Raw genomic sequence first — 17,349 nt, 5'->3', positions numbered from 1 at the left:
CCTGTCGGTGCCGGGGACTAAGCTGCATGTACGGGGGTCGGCCACCACGGCACGTCCGACTCCTCTGAGGCAAGGAGCGCTTTGGCGATGTTTGAACGATTTACGGACCGCGCCCGTCGGGTAGTCGTCCTGGCTCAGGAAGAGGCCAGGATGCTCAGCCACAACTACATCGGGACCGAGCACATCCTGCTCGGCCTGATCCACGAGGGTGAGGGTGTCGCCGCCAAGGCTCTCGAGAGCCTGGGTATCTCGCTCGAGGCCGTTCGTTCCCAGGTCGAGGAGATCATCGGCCAGGGGCAGCAGGCACCGAGCGGGCACATCCCGTTCACCCCCCGCGCCAAGAAGGTGCTGGAGCTCTCCCTGCGTGAGGCCCTGCAACTGGGCCACAACTACATCGGCACCGAGCACATCCTGCTCGGCCTCATCCGCGAGGGTGAGGGTGTCGCCGCGCAGGTCCTGGTCAAGCTCGGAGCGGACCTGAACAAGGTCCGGCAGCAGGTCATCCAGCTGCTCAGCGGCTACCAGGGCAAGGAGACCCAGACCACCGGCAGCGGGACCCAGGGTGATGCCCCGAGCAGCTCCCTGGTGCTCGACCAGTTCGGCCGGAACTACACCCAGTCCGCCCGCGAGGCGAAGCTCGACCCGGTGATCGGCCGGGAGACCGAGATCGAGCGGGTCATGCAGGTGCTGTCCCGGCGGACCAAGAACAACCCTGTCCTGATCGGTGAGCCGGGCGTCGGCAAGACCGCCATCGTGGAAGGTCTGGCCCAGCAGATCGTCCGTGGTGACGTCCCGGAGACGTTGAAGGACAAGCAGATCTACTCACTCGACCTGGGTGCCCTGGTGGCCGGTTCGCGCTACCGTGGTGACTTCGAGGAACGCCTGAAGAAGGTGCTCAAGGAGATCCGCACCCGCGGCGACATCGTGCTGTTCATCGACGAGATCCACACCCTCGTCGGGGCCGGCGCGGCCGAGGGCGCGATCGACGCGGCGAGCATCCTGAAGCCGATGCTGGCCCGCGGCGAGCTGCAGACGATCGGCGCCACCACCCTCGACGAGTACCGCAAGTACGTCGAGAAGGACGCCGCACTGGAGCGCCGGTTCCAGCCGATCCAGGTGGCCGAGCCCTCGATCGCGCACACGATCGAGATCCTCAAGGGCCTCCGCGACCGGTACGAGGCACACCACCGGGTGACGATCACCGACGCCGCGCTGGTGAACGCCGCGCAGATGGCCGACCGGTACATCTCCGACCGGTTCCTGCCGGACAAGGCGATCGACCTGATCGACGAGGCCGGTGCCCGGCTCCGGATCCGCCGGATGACCGCGCCGCCGGACCTGCGCGAGTTCGACGAGAAGATCGCGACGGTCCGCCGGGAGAAGGAGTCGGCGATCGACGCGCAGGACTTCGAGCGCGCCGCCCGGCTGCGGGACGACGAGAAGAAGCTGATCAACGCCAAGTCCGAGCGGGAGAAGCAGTGGAAGGCCGGCGACATGGACGTCGTCGCCGAGGTGGACGAGGAGCTGATCGCCGAGGTGCTCAGCACCGCCACCGGCATCCCCGTCTTCAAGCTGACCGAGGAGGAGTCCTCGCGGCTGCTGGACATGGAGAAGGAGCTGGCCAAGCGGTACATCGGCCAGACCGACGCGGTCAAGGCACTGTCCCGCTCGATCCGGCGTACCCGCGCCGGCCTGAAGGACCCGCGCCGCCCGAGCGGCTCGTTCATCTTCGCCGGCCCGTCCGGTGTCGGTAAGACCGAGCTGTCGAAGGCGCTGACCGAGTTCCTGTTCGGCGACGAGAACGCCCTGATCAGCCTCGACATGTCGGAGTACTCGGAGAAGCACACGGCCTCCCGGCTGTTCGGCTCGCCTCCGGGGTACGTCGGCTACGAAGAGGGTGGCCAGCTGACCGAGAAGGTGCGTCGCAAGCCGTTCAGCGTGGTGCTGTTCGACGAGGTGGAGAAGGCCCACCCGGACATCTTCAACTCGCTGCTGCAGATCCTGGACGAAGGCCGGCTGACCGACGCCCAGGGCCGCGTGGTCGACTTCAAGAACACCGTGATCATCATGACCACGAACCTCGGTACCAAGGACATCGCCAAGTCGGTCAGCCTCGGCTTCTCGCAGGCCAACGACACGGTGGGTTCCTACGAGAAGATGAAGTCGAAGGTCACCGAGGAGCTCAAGCAGCACTTCCGGCCGGAGTTCCTGAACCGCGTGGACGAGATCGTGGTCTTCCACCAGCACACGATGGCGGACATCGTCCAGATCGTGGACCTGATGGTCGCCCAGATCGAGCAGCGGCTGAAGGACAAGGACATGGGCATCGAGCTGACGCCCGCCGCGAAGGAACTGGTCGCCAAGCGTGGCTTCGACCCGGTCCTGGGTGCCCGGCCACTGCGCCGCGCGTTGCAGCGCGACGTGGAGGACGTGCTGGCCGAGAAGATCCTGTTCGGGGAACTGCGCCCCGGCCAGATCGTCCTGGTCGACGCGGCACCGGAGGGCACGGTCAACGCCGACGGCCTGACCGAGTACTTCACCTTCACCGGGAACCAGAAGTCCTCGACGTCCGACCTCGAGCTCAGCGACCTGACCACCGGCGGCGGCAGCACCGGCGTTCAGGACTCCTGATCCGCTGACCGACACCAGGGCCTCACGCTTCGGCGTGGGGCCCTGGTGGCGTTCCTTGGGCGGTCGAGGCCGGTTCGCGTTCTTGACAACTGGCCAGTACTCCGCGGCGGTACGGCGTACCGGGAAGACACGCGGGATTTGCACGGAGGCTACTGATTGGTCGTATCGTCCTGCGGAGCGTGATCATCTCGATGCAGATGCGACTCGCTTTCACAGAGGTTTCGATGGGAAGATCGCGCGACTGCTGATGAAGCAGTTACCTACCGCCTGTCTACCGCGTTGTAACCGTCGTGAGCACGCTGTTCGGACCCGGACTGTCGGAAAGGGGGCCGGGAATGGAATCATCTCGTCGCATGGACGCTCCGCGTCTGCCGCTGACCCAGGAACCGGTCGCCGACACCGGTTCCTTCGGCGTGCGGCAGGCGGGTGGAGTGCTCGAGCGGGCGCAGCGGATCGCCGACACGCTCCGCGAGCAGGCCGAGCACGAGAACGACCTGGCCACCGCCGAGGCGAGCCGGATCCGGGCCGCGAGCGAGCGGCTGAAGGCCGAGGCCGAGGCCGCCGCGAAGAAGCTCCGTTCGGACGCGATGACCGCAGCCCAGCGGGTCCTGAACGACGCCGAGCAGGCCGCCGAACAACTCCGCACCGAGTCCGAGGCCGACGCCGAGCGAGTCCGCTCCGAGGCCGCCGAAGCCGCCGACCGCCTCCGCGCGGAGTCCACCGCGGAGGCCGAGCGGGTACGTCGTGAAGCTGCTGCCGCCGCCGAGCAGCTGACCGCCGAGTCCACCGCCGAGGCCGAGCGAGTACGCCGCGAAGCTGCCGCCGCCGCCGAGCAGCTGACCACGGAATCCACCGCCGAGGCCGAGCGGGTGCGGCGGGAAGCTGCTGCGGCGGCCGAGCAGCTGACTGCGGAGTCCACGGCTGAGGCCGAGCGGGTGCGTAGCGAGGCGACGGCCTTTGCGGAGCGGTTGAAGGCGGAGTCGGAGTCGGCGGCCGAGCAGCTGCGGCTGGCGGTCGACGAAGAGGTCGCCAAGCGGCGGGCCGATTCGGAGCGGGCCGCCGAGCAACTGCGGACCGAGAGCGAGGCGGCCGCCAAGCAGTTGCGGGCCGAGACCGAGGCGGCGGCCGAGCGGCTGCGGACCGAGAGCGAAGCCGCGGCGGAGCAGCTCCGGGTCGAGTCGCAGGCCGCGGCCGACCGGCGGATCGCGGCCGCGGAGGCCGAAGCCCGGCAGGTGAAGGACGAGGCCGACGAACTGCTCGAGGACGCGCGGCTGGCCCGCGAGTCCGCGCAGACCGCCGTGGAGCGGGCCGGCCGGGAAGCACAGCAGCTGGTCGCCGACGCCGGCGAACAGGCCGCACTCGTCTCGCAGGCCGCGGTCCGCAACGAGGCCGAGCTGATCGCCCGCGCCGAGTCCGAGGCGAGCGAGCTCCGCGCCGCCGTCGAGCGCGAGGTCGAGGCCGCCCGGGAGAAGTGCCGGCTCGAGATCGCCGAGGCCCATGCCGAGATCGAACGGCTGCGCGGCGAGAACCGGACCGAGCTGGAACGCCGTACCGCCGAACTCGAGGAGACCGAGCGGGCCAAGCTCGCCGCGATCTCGCTCGAGATCGACAAGCTCCGGAACGAGGCGATCGCGGAGATCGCCGAACGCAAGGCCGAGGCCGAGGCGGGCAACGAGCGGCTGATGGCCGACGCCCGCGCCCAGGCCAAGCTGGTCGTGGACTCGATCGAGGCCGACCGCCGGACGGCCGCCGCCGAGGCCCAGCGGATCGTCGAAGAGGCGAACCAGGCGGCCGAGGCGGCACTGGCCGAGGCCGAGCGGCAGACGCAGTGGAGCAAGCAGACCGTCGACGGTCTGATCAGCGCTGCCGAGATCGAGGCACAGGCGATCCGCGACCAAGCCGCTGCCGACGCGGCCGAGCTGATGAAGCGCAAGCGCGCGCACCTGCGCCGCGTGGTCGGTCGTTCGACCAGCCGGCTCAAGCAGACCCAGGACGCGATCGCCAAGGAGAACGCCGAGCTCACCCAGCTCGCCGAGACCACGCTGTACTCGGCCGGCGAGCAGGCCGAGCAGATCCTGGAGTCGGCCAAGCGCGAGGCCGAGAAGGTCACCAAGCAGGCCCAGCTGCGCGCCGACCGGCTGAAGAGCACCGCCGCCGAGGACGCCCGCGAGATCATCGAGCGCGCGAACCGCCGCGAGGCCGAGGCCGAGGCGAGTACGCAAGTACTGCGCGAACGCGCCGCCAACGACCTGTCCGAGGCGCAGCGCCAGTCGCACGAACTGATCCGCAAGTCCCGCGCCGAGGCCCAGCAGCTCGAGGCGCAGGCCCGCGAGCACGCCGACGACCTGCGGGCGCAGGCCCGAAAACTTCTCGCCGACGCCGAGGCGAGGGTCGCGGCGTTGAACCAGCGCCGTGATGAGATCACCAAGGAGCTCACCCAGCTTTCGGGTGTGATCGAGGCACTCGCTGTACCGGGGTTCCGCCCAGGTGGTGGAATGTCCTCCAGTGAGGGTTCCACGGGGGAATCAGGATGAGGACGTGACAGTCAGATCCTTGTCAGTGACAATGTGTGATCCACCCACCCATCGAAGTGAGCATCGGAAAACATGAGCAGTGAAAGCCCAACCCCGTTCCGCACCGTTCTGCGTGGCTACGAGCCTGCCCAGGTGGACCAGCACATCCGTGAGCTGACCACCTCCCTGACCGCGTTGCAGCAGCAGTCCGAGCAGCTGCAGCGCCACGTCCAGGAGTTGCAGTCCCGCACGGACGCCGCGGAAGCGGCCGTCATCTCCGCCCAGGAGGACTCCAAGGACCGCGCCCCGACGTTCACCGAGTTCGGTGAGCGGGTGGCGAAGATCCTGTCGCTGGCCGACGATGAGGCCCGTGACCTGGTGACCCGCGCGCGTACCGACGCCGAGGCGATCGTCGCCGACGCCGAGGCGCACGCGAAGAAGGTCCGCAAGGAGGCCGAGCAGTACTCGCTGGACTGGAAGAGCGAGGTCGACGCCGAGGCCGCCCGGATCCTCGAGGAGGCCCGCACCCAGGCCGACGACATGCGTGACGAGGCCGAGCGCGACGCCACCGCGCGGCGCAGCGAGGCCCAGGCGCTGTACGAGCAGGAGCGGGCCAAGTCCGCGCAGGCCGCGGCCGCCTTCGAGACCACCCTGGCCGAGCGCCGGGGCAAGGTCGAGCAGGAGTTCGCCGCCCGTACCGCGCTGGCCGAGCAGCAGCTGGCCGCCGTCACCGACCGCGCTGCTCAGGTGCAGCGGGAGGCCGACCGGTCCCGGTCCGAGGCGGAGCGCCTGGCCCAGCAGCAGCTGGCCGACGCGAACCGGCAGGCGCAGGAGATCGTCGCCGCCGCGAAGGACAAGGCCGAGCGGATCCGGGCCGAGTCCGAGCGTGAGCTCGCCGCCGCGACGCAGCGCCGGGACAGCATCAACGCGCAGCTGACCAACGTCCGCCAGATGCTGGCGACGCTGTCCGGCAGCCCGGCGATGCCGCTCGACCTGCTGGCCGACGACGACGAGGACGCCACCACCGGCAGCAAGAAGAACTGAAACACCCCGCTGAGAAGCCGGCTCGAGTCGCTCGAGCCGGCTTCTTGCGTTTATCCGGGCAGTCGATAACGGCTGCGCGCCAAGGGCTCGACGAGGCCGTCGGCGACCAGTCCGTCCAGGGCGCGCTCGCGTTGTACGGCGTCCGGCCAGCACGCGTCCAGCTCCGCCTTCGCGACCGGAGCCGACGCGGACCGCAGTACGGCGAGCAGCCGGCCACGCGCCTGCCGGTCCGTGCCCTCGTACGTCTGCCCCTTGCGCGGCGGACCGTCGTACGGCGGACTCCCGGCCAGGACCCAGGCGCACCGGGACCGGATCGGGCAGCCGGCACAGTTCGGTGTCCGGGCGGTGCAGACGAGCGCGCCGAGTTCCATCGACGCCACGGCCCAGCGGGCGGCGGTAGCCTCGTCGTCGGGCAGCGCGCTGACCGCGAGCCGTTGGTCGGCGGCGGTGGGGGAGATGCTCGGCTGCGCGACACCGGTCAGCGAGCGGGCCAGGACCCGGCGGACGTTCGTGTCGACAACCGCGTGCCGTTGGCCGAACGCGAACGACGCGATCGCTGCCGCGGTGTACGTCCCGACGCCAGGCAGCGCGAGCAGCGCGGCGTGGTCGTCGGGGACCTCGCCACCGTGACGCTCCACGATCGCCTGAGCGGCCGCGTGCAGCCGCAGGGCGCGCCTGGGGTACCCGAGCCGGTCCCAGGCCCGCACAGCCTCACCTGGAGCCTCTGCGGCCAGGTCTGCCGGGGTAGGCCACCTCGCCAACCAGCGCTCGTACGCCGGGAGCACCCGATTGACCGGCGTCTGCTGCAACATGAACTCGCTGACCATCACCGCCCACGGACTCGCCCCCGCCTCCCGCCACGGCAACACCCGCTTGTTGGCGTCATACCAGGCCAGAACGGGGTCATGGATGCCGGTCATGGGGCCTCCCGCCCTGGACTGAGGAGCGGAGGGAGCGAAGCGACCGGAGCGACCGGAGCGACGAGGGAAGGGCGGGAGTCACAGCCCCATGACCCGGAGCGACGGAGTCGCGACAATGTGCACAGCGGCGAGCCTGAGTGGTCCAGCACAGTGCCGATATTAGAGTGCGCTCCATGAGCAGCCTGCTCCGTCCGGTCGGGCACCTGCCTGCCAGCGTGTACTGGTTCCGGCGGGGGCTCGTGCTCGCGATCGTGGTGGTGCTGGTCATCGTGCTCTCGAACCTGTTCGGTGGCGGCGGCGACCCGCAGAAGGCGTCCGCGTCCGACCCGCAGCAGAACCCGGCGACCGCGCCGCCGGTCTCGACGCCGAGTCCGTCGCCGACGGCAACGACCGCTACCACCGCGGCGACCCACAAGCCGAGCCCGACGCCGACTCCGACGAAGACCACGCCGCCGACCGACCTGCCGTGCAAGGCGTCGGACCTGGACGTCGACGCGCTGCCGGCGAACCGGAAGATCGTCTCCGGCTCGATGCTGAACTTCGTCGTCCGGCTGGTCCCGACCGGTGACGGCTGCAAGGCCTCGATCGGTGCCGACAAGCTGACCGTCACGGTGACGTCCGGCACGGACCTGATCTGGAGCACCACGCAGTGCGAGAGCGCGATCCCGACCGCCACCCTCGTCGTTGCCAAGGGCAAGCAAACCGCGGTGACCGTGCCGTGGAACGGGCATCGTTCCAGGCCCGGCTGTCTGCCGGGTCAACCGGTCGCCAAGCCTGGAACCTATGTCGTCAAGGCCGAGTACAACGGCCGCCAGTCCGGCGCACAGGCCTTCCTGGTGGTCTGAATCAGGACGCTTCCACCGGCTGGGTCGCGTCGGCCGGTTGCTTGCGCAGGTGGCTCGGGGCGGCGAACAGCAACGCCGCGATCAGCCCGATCACCAGCACCGCCGCGGGCAGCGCCAGCGACTGTGCCATCGAGTCGCTGAACCCCTGCCGGACCACCTGCGGCAGCTTGCCGCCGGCGAACCCTTCGGCGGAGGCGCCACCGGTCATCCCGGGCAGGTTGTGCGCGAGCCGCGATTCCATCAGTACGGCGATACTCGCGCTGCCGAGGACCGCGCCGACCTGGCGGGTCGTGTTGTAGACGCCCGCACCCGCACCCGCCTGGTGCAGCGGGAGGTTCCGGGTGGCGGTCGTACCGATCGGGGCCCACATGAAGCCGTTCGCGACGCCGAGCAGCGCGATCGGCAGCAGCAGGTGCCAGATCGCTACGTCGGGCTCGATCACCCGGCTCATCCAGAACATCGACACCGAGCAGCAGAGCAGGCCGAACCCGGCGATGAACCGCGGCGGCGTCCGGTCGACCAGCCGCCCGACGAACGGCGCGAGTGCGCCGGAGATGACCGCCATCGGGACCAGCAGCAACGCCGATCTGGTCGGGCTCAGGCCGCGGACCGCCTGCGCCCACAGCATCAGCGGGAACGCCATCGCGGTGATCGCGAAGCCGACCGTGGTGATCGCGACGTTGGCCAGCGAGAAGTTCCGGTCCTTGAACAGGCTGAGCGGCAGCAGCGGCTCGCCGCGGTTGCGGGACTGCCAGAACACGAAGCCCGCCAGGACGACGACGCCGGCGATGATCAGGCCCCAGACCGAGATCGGGCCGGTGATCTTGCCCCAGTTGTACTTCTGCCCCTCCTGGATCCCGAACACCAGCAAGAACAGGCCGACCGCGCTGAGCACGACGCCGACCAGGTCGAACTTGTGCTCGTGCGTCGGCAGGTCCGGCACCAGCCGCAGGGCCAGTACGAACCCGACCACGCCGACCGGTGCGTTGATGAAGAAGATCCACTGCCAGCCGAGCCCGTCGACGAGTACGCCGCCGAGGATCGGACCGACGAGGGTCGCGACGCCGGCGGTCGCGCCCCACAGGCTCATCGCCCGGCCGCGCTGGTTCGGCGGGAAGATCCGGGTGATCACCGCCATCGTCTGCGGCGTCATCATCGAGGCGCCGAGGCCCTGGAACACCCGAGCCACGATCAGCAGCTCGATCGTGTTCGTCAGCCCGCACCACACCGACGCCAGCGTGAACAGCGAGAGGCCGGTCAGGTACAGCTTCTTCGGGCCGATCCGGTCGCCGAGGCGGCCGGTGATCAGCAGCGGTACGGCATACGCGAGCAGGTAGGCGCTGGTCACCCAGACCACCGTGCCGACGTCGGAGCCGAGGTCCTCGAGGATCGCCGGGGTGGCGACCGAGACGATGGTCGAGTCGACCAGGATCATGAAGAAACCGAGCACCAGCGCCCACAACGCCGGCCAGGGCCGCACGTCCGGCCTCACTGTGTCCTGCGGGATAGCCATTCCAGTTCCTTGCTCTCGATGCGTTCGATGGTGGTGGCGAGCCAGTTCCGCTCGGCCGAGATCTGGCCCCGGACGTAGTCCGCGGCCATCCAGTACCGCTCCGGTACCCCGGCGCCGCGCGCGAGACCGATCGCCTGGTCGACGTCCGCGAGCCACTTGTCCAGGTCGTCGACCCGGCGGCGGAGCCGCAGGACCGCGTCGTCGGCCTCCAGGTTGTGCGCCTCGCTGAGGACCACGGGGAACACCGGGTACTCGTAGACGAAGTTCTCCAGCCCGGTCTCCACCCGGCGGGTGAGTGCGTCGTTCCCCTCGGGGGTGATCTCGTACGTCGTCCGCTCCGGGCGGTTCCCGGCGCGCTCGGTGCCGATCGCGCGGACGTACTGCTGCCCGGCCAGCCGCTCCACCGTGTGGTAGAGCGAGCCGGGCCGGACCTTCACGATCCGGTTGTTGTGGCGGCTCAACAGCAGTTGGTACATCTCGTACGCGTGCATCGGCCGCTCGTTCAGCAATGCCAGCACCGACATCGCCAACGGGGTCAGCTCGGCCATGATCCTCCAAACGGAATGTTCCATGTGGAGTATTCGCCTCCGCGGCCGGAAACACAAGACGCCTCCGGCTCTTTCACGAACCGGAGGCGTCTGGTGACTGCGGGTAGCTAGACGTAGCGTTCCAGGATGCTGGACTCGGCCAGCCGGGACAGGCCCTCGCGAACCGTGCGGGCGCGGTTCTCGCCGACGCCCTCGACCGTCTGCAGGTCGTCGATGCTTGCCGCCAGCAACTTCTGCAGGTGGCCGAAGTGGTCGATCAGCCGGTCGATCACGGCACCCGGCAACCGCGGCACTTTGGCCAGCAGCCGGTAGCCGCGCGGCGTCACCGCCGCGTCGAGCTGTTCGGCGCCGCCGAGCTGCAGCGCGCGGGCGACCTGGCCGATGTCCAGCAGGTCGGTGGCGCTGACCGCGTCGAGCTCGAGCAGGACGTCGTCGGCCGTCTTGGCGCGCCGCCCGGTGGCCGGCGGGAGGTAGTCGCGGACCACCAGTTCGCGTTCGCCGGCGACGCCCGCGACGAGTTCGTTCAGCTGCAGCGTGAGCAGCCGGCCGTCGGTCCCGAGCTCGACGACGTACCCGTCGATCTCGGTGGCGATCCGGCGGACCATCTCCAGCCGCTGCGCGACCGCGGCGACGTCCCGGACCGTGACCAGGTCCTCGATCTCCAGCGCGGACAGTGTGCCGGACACCTCGTCGAGGCGGAGCTTGTAGCGCTCCAGCGTCGCGAGCGCCTGGTTCGCGCGGGACAGGATCGCGCCGGAGTCCTCGAGCACGTAGCGCTGGTCGTCGACGTACAGCGCGATGATGTGCATCGACTGCGACACCGAGATCACCGGGAACCCGGTCTGCCGGTGCACGCGGTCGGCGGTGCGGTGCCGGGTGCCGGTCTCCTGGGTCGGGATCGCCGGGTCCGGCATCAGGTGCACGGCCGCGCGGATCAGCCGGGTGGCATCCCGGTCGAGGACGATCGCGCCGTCCATCTTGCTGAGCTCCCGCAGCCCGGTCGCGGTGAACTCGACGTCGATCTCGAAACCGCCGGTGGAGATCGCGTCCACGGCCTTGTCGTGCCCGAGCACGATCAGTGCGCCGGTCCGGCCCCGCAGGATCCGTTCCAGTCCTTCGCGCAGTTCGGTCCCGGGAGCGACCGCTGCCAGCGTCGCCCGCAGCCGGGCGCCGGTGTTGTTCTTGTCCGTGTTCGCCGCCACGAAACCTGAGTCTATGCGGTTACGAGCAGCCAGGTGTGCCGATATCCGCGGTCCAGCCCGGTCCGGTCCGCGTGGTCCGGCACACGTGTGCAGGTGCGCGTGCACCCGCTCGTGCATCGGACCGTGCGACAAGCATTTCCCGCGTACGACGCGACGACCGCTGCCGTGTCAGGGGCAGCGGATGACCTGGCCGGCGTACGAAAGACCGCCGCCGAATCCGAACAACAGCACCGGCGCGCCGGACGGGATCTCGCGCTTCTCGACCAGCTTCGACAGTGCGATCGGGATGCTCGCGGCCGAGGTGTTGCCGGACTCCACGACGTCCTTGGCGACCACCGCGTTGACCGCGCCGAGGCGCTTCGCGAGCGGCTCGATGATCCGCAGGTTCGCCTGGTGCAGGACGACGCCGCCGAGCTCCCCGGGCTTCAGGCCGGCCTTCGCGCAGACCTGCTGGGCGATCTCGGGCAGCTGCGTGGTGGCCCAGCGGAAGACGCTCAGGCCTTCCTGCTGGAACGGGCCCTCGCGGCCCTCGATCCGGACCGCGTCGGACATCTCCGGCACCGAACCCCAGACCACCGGGCCGACGCCCGCGACCCCGTCGGCGTCAGCGGTCTCGTCGGCGACCAGGACGGCCGCGCCGGCGCCGTCGCCGATCAGCACGCAGGTGGTGCGGTCGGTCCAGTCGGTCCAGTCGCTGAGCTTCTCGACGCCGATCACGACCGCCTTGGTCGCGGCACCGGCGCGGATCGCCTGGTCCGCGGTCGCCAGCGCGTAGGCGAAGCCGGAGCAGGCGGTGTTCAGGTCGATCGCGGCCGGGTTGCCGAGGCCGAGCCGGGCCGCCACCCGGGCGGCGATGTTCGGCGACCGGTCGATCGCGGTGCAGGTGGCGACGATCACGTAGTCGATCTCGGTGACGTCCAGGCCGGCGTTCGCGATCGCCTTGGCGGCGGCCCGCCAGGCCATCTCGTCGACCGACTCGTCCGGGGCCGCGATCCGGCGCTCCCGGATGCCGACCCGGCTCTGGATCCACTCGTCGTTGGTCTCCACCATCGTGGCGAGCTCGTCGTTGGTGAGCACCCGCTCGGGCTGGTAGTGGCCGAGCGCGACAACTCTTGATCCGGTCATCTACCTGCTCCTGCGGGTCGTCCGGCGGCGTGGGGGCGCACCCAGACTACGTTCCCGGACCAGTCGCTGTTGATCCCCGTCTCACACCTGTGGCAAGGAACACAAGCAGGTCTAGGCCAACCCGGCGGCGCTCAGGGCCGAGCGGAGGTCCGGGGCGGCGAAGGTTCGCAGGCCGTACTTTTTCTGGATGTCCATCGGCTTCGCCTCACGGCTGCGGTTCGGCACGTCGGCCGGGATGATCGCCTTGGTGAACCCGAGCCGGGCCGCCTCCGCGAGCCGCTTCTCCAGCCCGCCGACCCGGCGCACCTCGCCGGCCAGGCCGACCTCGCCGATCGCGACCAGGCCGGGGTGGATCGGTTTGTCCATCACCGACGAGGCGACCGCGATCGCCACCGACAGGTCCGCGACCGGTTCGGCGATCTTCACCCCACCGACGGTCGCGACGTACACCTCCTGGTCGGTCAGCTTCAGCCCGGCCCGGTTGCCCAGCACGGCCAGCACCATCGCGACCCGTGACGACTCCAGCCCGGACGTCGTCCGCCGCGGCTGCGGCGCGGCCGAGGGACCGACGAGGGCCTGTACTTCGGCCAGCAGCGGGCGGCGGCCCTCCATCATCACGGTGACGCACGTGCCTGCGACCGGCTCGGCGTGCTCGGAGACGAACAGCCCGGTCGGGTCGGTGACCTCGACGATGCCGGTGTCGACCATGTCGAAGCAGCCGACCTCGTCGGACGGGCCGAACCGGTTCTTGGTGGCGCGCACCATCCGGAACCCGGAGTGCCGGTCGCCGTCGAACGCCAGCACGACGTCGACCAGGTGCTCGAGCATCCGCGGCCCGGCGATCGCGCCGTCCTTCGTGACGTGGCCGACCAGGACGACCGCGATGTGCCGCTCCTTCGCGAGCCGGACCAGCGCGCCGGTCACCTCACGGACCTGGGTGACGCCACCCGGGGCACCGTCGGCCTCCGGATGCGCCATGGTCTGCACCGAGTCGATCACCAGGAACGACGGCTCGACCGCGTCGACCTGCCCGACCACCGCGCCGAGATCGGTCTCGGCCGCCAGGTACAGGTCGTCGACGAGCGCGTCCGTCCGCCCGGCGCGCAGCCGGACCTGGGCGGCCGACTCCTCACCGGACACGTACAGCGTGCGCTGCCCGCCGCGCGCGGACTGTGCCGCGACCTCGAGCAGCAGCGTGGACTTGCCGACGCCCGGCTCACCGGCGAGCAGGATCACCGCACCCGGTACGACGCCGCCGCCGAGCACGCGGTCCAGCTCGCCGATACCGGTCGGGCGGGACTCGGCCTCGATCGCGGACACCTTGGCGATCGGCATGGCCGGCGAGGTCACCGGCCCGGCCGTGATCCGGGCAGCCTTCGGCGCACCGACCTCGGCGACCGTGCCCCACGCCTGGCACTCGCCGCACCGGCCGATCCAGCGCGCCGAGGTCCAGCCACACTCCGAGCACGCGTACGCCGGCTTGCCCTTGGTCTGAGTCGCCGATTTCGCCATGCAGACAACCTATTTGAGGCCGCCGACAAAACGCCTGAAGGCGCGTTCTGGCCTGGCCGAAGAGCTGCGACTCAGTAGCCGCGGCTCCACAGGTTGACGGCGTAGTCGACCTCGACGCCAGTGTGCGATTGGAGGATCCGCTTCGCGTCCTTCGGGGTGAACTCGATCTTCACCACGGCCTCCAGGTCGGCGCGGGTCTCGAAGCGCCAGCCCATGTCGAGCCGTGTCCGGTGCCAGCCGCGGTCGGTCCAGAACCGTTCCACCACGTCCGGCTTGATCATCGGATACGACGTACTGAACCACTGCCCGAACGTCGACCGGGTCCCGTCGTTGTCGATCACGAACGCCGTCCCGCCGCGGCGCATCACCCGGTCCAGCTCGGCCAGCCCGGGTTCACAGCCCGGTCCGAAGAAGTACGCCCAGCGTGCGTGCATCACGTCCACCGAGGAGTCCGGTACCGGCAACCGCTGCGCCGACCCCTGCCGTACCTCGACGTTCGGCAATGCCCGGGTACGCCGTCGCGCCGCCTCCGCGAGGCCGCCGTGCGGCTCGACGCCGATCACCCGGGCCGCCGTCGCCGCGAACATCGGCAGGTAGAACCCGGTGCCGCAGCCGATGTCGAGCACCGTCGCGCCGGCCCAGTCCCGGATCGCCCGCATCGCCGGCTCGATCACGCCGTTCGGATCGACCGCCCGGTTCTCGATCTCGTACACCTTCGGGTGGTGCCAGATGTTCGGGCTCGGGATCCCGCCCTCCGCGATGCTCACCTGTCAGACCCTAGCCACGACCTGCTTGGTGGTAGCGGCGAGCAGTGCCGCCGGGACGAGGAGGATGCCGCAGAAGACGGCCAGCCAGTGGAAGCCGAGGTAAGCGAGGACCGGACCGGCGGCTGTGCCCGAAAGCGAAGCCAGGACGCCCATCGTGAGGTCGGACAGGCCCTGGGCCGAGGTACGGATCTCGTCGGGTACCGACCGCGACAGCAGCGTGGAGCCCGCGACCAAGCAGGCGGACCAGCCGAGGCCCAGCGTGAACAGCGCGAGCCCTGTCAGCGCGTGAGCGTCGTCGGGGGCTACTGCGGCCAGGGTCATCGCGATGGCCAGGATGCCGAGGCCTATACCGATCGTGGGGATGCGGCCGAGCCGGTCGGCCAGCCAGCCGGTCAGTGGAGACAGGGCATACATGCCGGCCACGTGACCGCTGATGACGAAGCCGACGATGGTCAGCGAAGCACCGTGATGCCGTAGATGTACCGACGTCATCGACATGACTCCGACCATCACCGCATGGGCCGTGGCGATCGCCAGCAGGCCGAGGCGGGCGTGGGGGATGCTGACAACCTGGCGGAACGTCTGGGCGAGCGGCTGGCGCTCCACCTTCGCCGGGCGTACCTGGCTGCGCATCCCGAGCCAGACCGTGGCCGCACTGAGGCCGAAGGCGACCACGGAGAACACGTACGGACCGGCCAGCGACAGGAGGCCCAGGGACGTACCGATGGAGCCACCGACGCCGGTGAGGTTCGGGCCGACGATCACGCCGATCGTGGTGGCCCAGACGACCAGGCCGAGCGAGCGGGCGATCCGGCTGGGCTCTGCCGCGTCGGTGGCGGCGTACCGCGACTGGAGGTTGGAGGCTGAGCCGCTGCCGAACAGGCAGCCTGCCGCCAGCAGCAGCGCGAGTGAACCGATCTGTGCGGCGAGGATGGTCAAACCGGCGCCGAGGAACGCGATCAGATAGCCGACCGACAGCGAAACCCTTCGACCGTGGGTACGCGCCAGTCCTGCGAGAGGTACGGCGAGAATGGCGGCGCCTAGTGTGGTGGACGTGGCTACCAGTCCGGCGAGTGAGGTGGAGCCGGAGACGTTCTCGGCGAGAAGGGCCGCTACCGCGAAGCCGCTGGCGGTGGCGACGCCACCGAGCGCGTTGCTGGCCACCAGAACCCGCAGAGTTGTCCGCTGCCGCTCGCTCGTCACGGGCAAACCCTCTCATGAACCTGACAGGGAAGCGGCTTATAGAATCGTCCTGACATAAATCCATGTCCTTCCCCTGGAGTCCGGATGTCCGACATCGCGATCGTTCCTGCCCCGCGTGAACTCACCGTCGACGAGGGCCGGTGGGTCACCGCCGACCCGGTCGCCGACGCCGTCCGGGACGTCGTCGAGAACCTCGACGCCACCGAGTACCGGATCGACATCGGCACCGACGGCGCGCGCCTGACGGCCGGCTCCGAGGACGCGCTGCGGCACGCGGAGACGACGTACGCGCAGCTCGTCGAGGCCGCCGAGGACGCCGGCGACGGGCAGGTCGCCGTACCGCTGGCGCACGTCGCGGACGCGCCGCGGTTCGGCTGGCGCGGGATGATGCTCGACGTCGCCCGGCACTTCATGCCGAAGGAGTTCGTCCGGAACGTCATCGACGTACTGGCTCTGCACCGGCTGAACGTGCTGCACTTCCACCTCACCGACGACCAGGGCTGGCGGGTCGAGATCGAGGCGTACCCGCGGCTCACCGAGGTCGGGGCGTGGCGCGAGCACACCATGGTCGGGAAGATGTCGCACGGCCAGACCGAGTTCACCTACGACGGGATCCGGCACGGCGGGTTCTACACCAAGGACGACCTCCGCGAGATCGTCGCGTACGCGGCCGAGCGCGGGATCACCGTCGTACCGGAGATCGACCTGCCGGGGCACATGCAGGCGGCGATCGCGGCGTACCCGGAGCTCGGGAACCACCCGGACCAGCAGCTCACCGTCCGGCCTTACTGGGGGATCAGCGAGGACGTGCTGAACGTCAACGACGCGACGGTCGAGTTCGTGAAGACCGTGCTCCGGGAGGTGCTGGACATCTTCCCCTCGCCGTACGTGCACCTGGGTGGAGACGAGTGCCCGTCGGTGCAGTGGGCGGAATCGGACGCGGCGCAGAAGCGGCAGGCCGAGCTCGGCCTCGGCGAGCCGGGACAGCTGCAGGGGTGGTTCACCGCGCAGGTCGCGGAGGTGCTGGCCGAGCAGGGGCGCCGGCTGGTCGGGTGGGACGAGATGGTCGAGACCGACTGCCCGAAGGACGCGGTGATCATGGCGTGGCGGAGCGCCGAGCGCGGTGTGGTGGCGGCGAAGGCCGGCCACGAGGTCGTGATGGCGCCGTGCGAGTCGGTGTACTTCGACTACTACCAAGGCGATCCGGCGACCGAGCCGCTCGCGATCGGGGGCAACATCACGCTGGAGAAGGTGTACGACTTCGAGGTGATCCCGGCGGCGCTGTCGGAGGCTGAGCAGGAGCTGATCATCGGGACCCAGTGCCAGATCTGGACCGAGTACATGGAAGGGCCGGAGCAGGTCGGGTACATGCTGCTGCCGCGGCTGTCGGCGTTCGCCGAGCGGGCGTGGGGCTCGCCGAAGGTGTCGTACGACGAGTTCCTGGGCCGGCTTCGCCCGCACCTCAAGCGGATCGAGAAGCTCGGGGTGAACTACCGGCCGCTGGATAGCTGAGGGGATAACAAAAT

13 protein-coding genes are annotated in these 17,349 nt (G+C 69.9%); 5 read left to right on the top strand and 8 right to left on the bottom strand.

Features of this window, described 5'->3' with window-relative positions:
* Positions 1 to 87 precede the first annotated feature (87 nt).
* From FB475_RS12010 to FB475_RS12000, 3 genes are all read left to right on the top strand, one after another.
* The gene (locus tag FB475_RS12010) at positions 88 to 2,631 is read left to right on the top strand and encodes an ATP-dependent Clp protease ATP-binding subunit (RefSeq protein WP_141855381.1); all 2,544 of its coding nucleotides are present in this window, start codon (positions 88 to 90) and stop codon (positions 2,629 to 2,631) included.
* 353 nt (positions 2,632 to 2,984) lie between these two features.
* A complete protein-coding gene (locus tag FB475_RS12005; RefSeq protein WP_141855379.1) occupies positions 2,985 to 5,165 on the top strand; it encodes a kinetoplast-associated-like protein in 2,181 nt (726 codons plus the stop codon).
* Positions 5,166 to 5,237: 72 nt separating this feature from the next.
* Positions 5,238 to 6,188 carry a DivIVA domain-containing protein gene (locus tag FB475_RS12000; RefSeq protein WP_141855377.1) on the top strand — a complete coding sequence of 317 codons (951 nt, stop codon included), beginning with the start codon at positions 5,238 to 5,240 and terminating at the stop codon, positions 6,186 to 6,188.
* Between the two features lie 50 nt (positions 6,189 to 6,238).
* Here the strand turns inward: FB475_RS12000 and FB475_RS11995 are convergent, their stop codons facing one another.
* Positions 6,239 to 7,108, bottom strand: coding sequence for an HhH-GPD family protein (locus tag FB475_RS11995; protein WP_141855375.1), 870 nt, complete (start codon positions 7,106 to 7,108; stop codon positions 6,239 to 6,241).
* A gap of 173 nt (positions 7,109 to 7,281) precedes the next feature.
* Between FB475_RS11995 and FB475_RS11990 the strand changes: the two genes are divergently transcribed.
* Positions 7,282 to 7,953, top strand: a complete 672-nt coding sequence (locus FB475_RS11990; protein WP_141855362.1) for a hypothetical protein — start codon at positions 7,282 to 7,284, stop codon at positions 7,951 to 7,953.
* Between the two features lies 1 nt (position 7,954).
* On the opposite strand, the gene FB475_RS11985 is transcribed toward FB475_RS11990, so the two are convergent.
* From FB475_RS11985 to FB475_RS11955, 7 genes are all read right to left on the bottom strand, one after another.
* Positions 7,955 to 9,466, bottom strand: coding sequence for a DHA2 family efflux MFS transporter permease subunit (locus tag FB475_RS11985; protein ID WP_141855360.1), 1,512 nt, complete (start codon positions 9,464 to 9,466; stop codon positions 7,955 to 7,957).
* Positions 9,442 to 10,014, bottom strand: a complete 573-nt coding sequence (locus tag FB475_RS11980) for a PadR family transcriptional regulator (RefSeq protein ID WP_185759219.1) — start codon at positions 10,012 to 10,014, stop codon at positions 9,442 to 9,444. Before FB475_RS11980 ends, FB475_RS11985 begins: the two co-directional genes overlap by 25 nt.
* Positions 10,015 to 10,121: 107 nt before the next feature.
* On the bottom strand, positions 10,122 to 11,216 hold the full coding sequence (gene disA / locus FB475_RS11975) for a DNA integrity scanning diadenylate cyclase DisA (RefSeq protein WP_202878308.1): 1,095 nt from the start codon (positions 11,214 to 11,216) through the stop codon (positions 10,122 to 10,124).
* A 168-nt stretch (positions 11,217 to 11,384) separates the two neighbouring features.
* Positions 11,385 to 12,341: a beta-ketoacyl-ACP synthase III gene (locus FB475_RS11970; RefSeq protein WP_141855355.1), complete on the bottom strand. Its 957-nt coding sequence runs from the start codon at positions 12,339 to 12,341 to the stop codon at positions 11,385 to 11,387.
* A gap of 111 nt (positions 12,342 to 12,452) precedes the next feature.
* Positions 12,453 to 13,853 (bottom strand): DNA repair protein RadA, encoded by a 1,401-nt coding sequence (gene radA / locus FB475_RS11965; RefSeq protein WP_141855353.1) that lies wholly within the window; start codon positions 13,851 to 13,853, stop codon positions 12,453 to 12,455.
* Positions 13,854 to 13,924: 71 nt separating this feature from the next.
* Positions 13,925 to 14,620: a class I SAM-dependent methyltransferase gene (locus FB475_RS11960; protein ID WP_141855351.1), complete on the bottom strand. Its 696-nt coding sequence runs from the start codon at positions 14,618 to 14,620 to the stop codon at positions 13,925 to 13,927.
* 3 nt (positions 14,621 to 14,623) lie between these two features.
* Positions 14,624 to 15,823 (bottom strand): MFS transporter, encoded by a 1,200-nt coding sequence (locus FB475_RS11955; protein WP_238332105.1) that lies wholly within the window; start codon positions 15,821 to 15,823, stop codon positions 14,624 to 14,626.
* Positions 15,824 to 15,907: 84 nt separating this feature from the next.
* On the opposite strand from FB475_RS11955, the gene FB475_RS11950 reads away from it, so the two are divergent.
* Positions 15,908 to 17,335: a beta-N-acetylhexosaminidase gene (locus tag FB475_RS11950; protein ID WP_141855347.1), complete on the top strand. Its 1,428-nt coding sequence runs from the start codon at positions 15,908 to 15,910 to the stop codon at positions 17,333 to 17,335.
* Positions 17,336 to 17,349 lie beyond the last annotated feature (14 nt).

It is taken from the genome of Kribbella jejuensis (assembly GCF_006715085.1).
GTDB classification, from domain to species: domain Bacteria; phylum Actinomycetota; class Actinomycetes; order Propionibacteriales; family Kribbellaceae; genus Kribbella; species Kribbella jejuensis.
This window is presented reverse-complemented; position numbering and strand designations above follow the sequence as displayed.

Coding starts and splice junctions, on each gene's coding strand:
- FB475_RS11990 (WP_141855362.1), top strand. CDS start 7,282: ATGAGCAGCCTGCTCCGTCCGGTCGGGCACCTGCCTGCCAGCGTGTAC.
- FB475_RS11985 (WP_141855360.1), bottom strand. CDS start 9,466: ATGGCTATCCCGCAGGACACAGTGAGGCCGGACGTGCGGCCCTGGCCG.
- FB475_RS11995 (WP_141855375.1), bottom strand. CDS start 7,108: ATGACCGGCATCCATGACCCCGTTCTGGCCTGGTATGACGCCAACAAG.
- FB475_RS11970 (WP_141855355.1), bottom strand. CDS start 12,341: ATGACCGGATCAAGAGTTGTCGCGCTCGGCCACTACCAGCCCGAGCGG.
- FB475_RS11950 (WP_141855347.1), top strand. CDS start 15,908: ATGTCCGACATCGCGATCGTTCCTGCCCCGCGTGAACTCACCGTCGAC.
- FB475_RS12005 (WP_141855379.1), top strand. CDS start 2,985: ATGGACGCTCCGCGTCTGCCGCTGACCCAGGAACCGGTCGCCGACACC.
- FB475_RS12000 (WP_141855377.1), top strand. CDS start 5,238: ATGAGCAGTGAAAGCCCAACCCCGTTCCGCACCGTTCTGCGTGGCTAC.
- radA (WP_141855353.1), bottom strand. CDS start 13,853: ATGGCGAAATCGGCGACTCAGACCAAGGGCAAGCCGGCGTACGCGTGC.
- FB475_RS11980 (WP_185759219.1), bottom strand. CDS start 10,014: ATGGCCGAGCTGACCCCGTTGGCGATGTCGGTGCTGGCATTGCTGAAC.
- FB475_RS12010 (WP_141855381.1), top strand. CDS start 88: ATGTTTGAACGATTTACGGACCGCGCCCGTCGGGTAGTCGTCCTGGCT.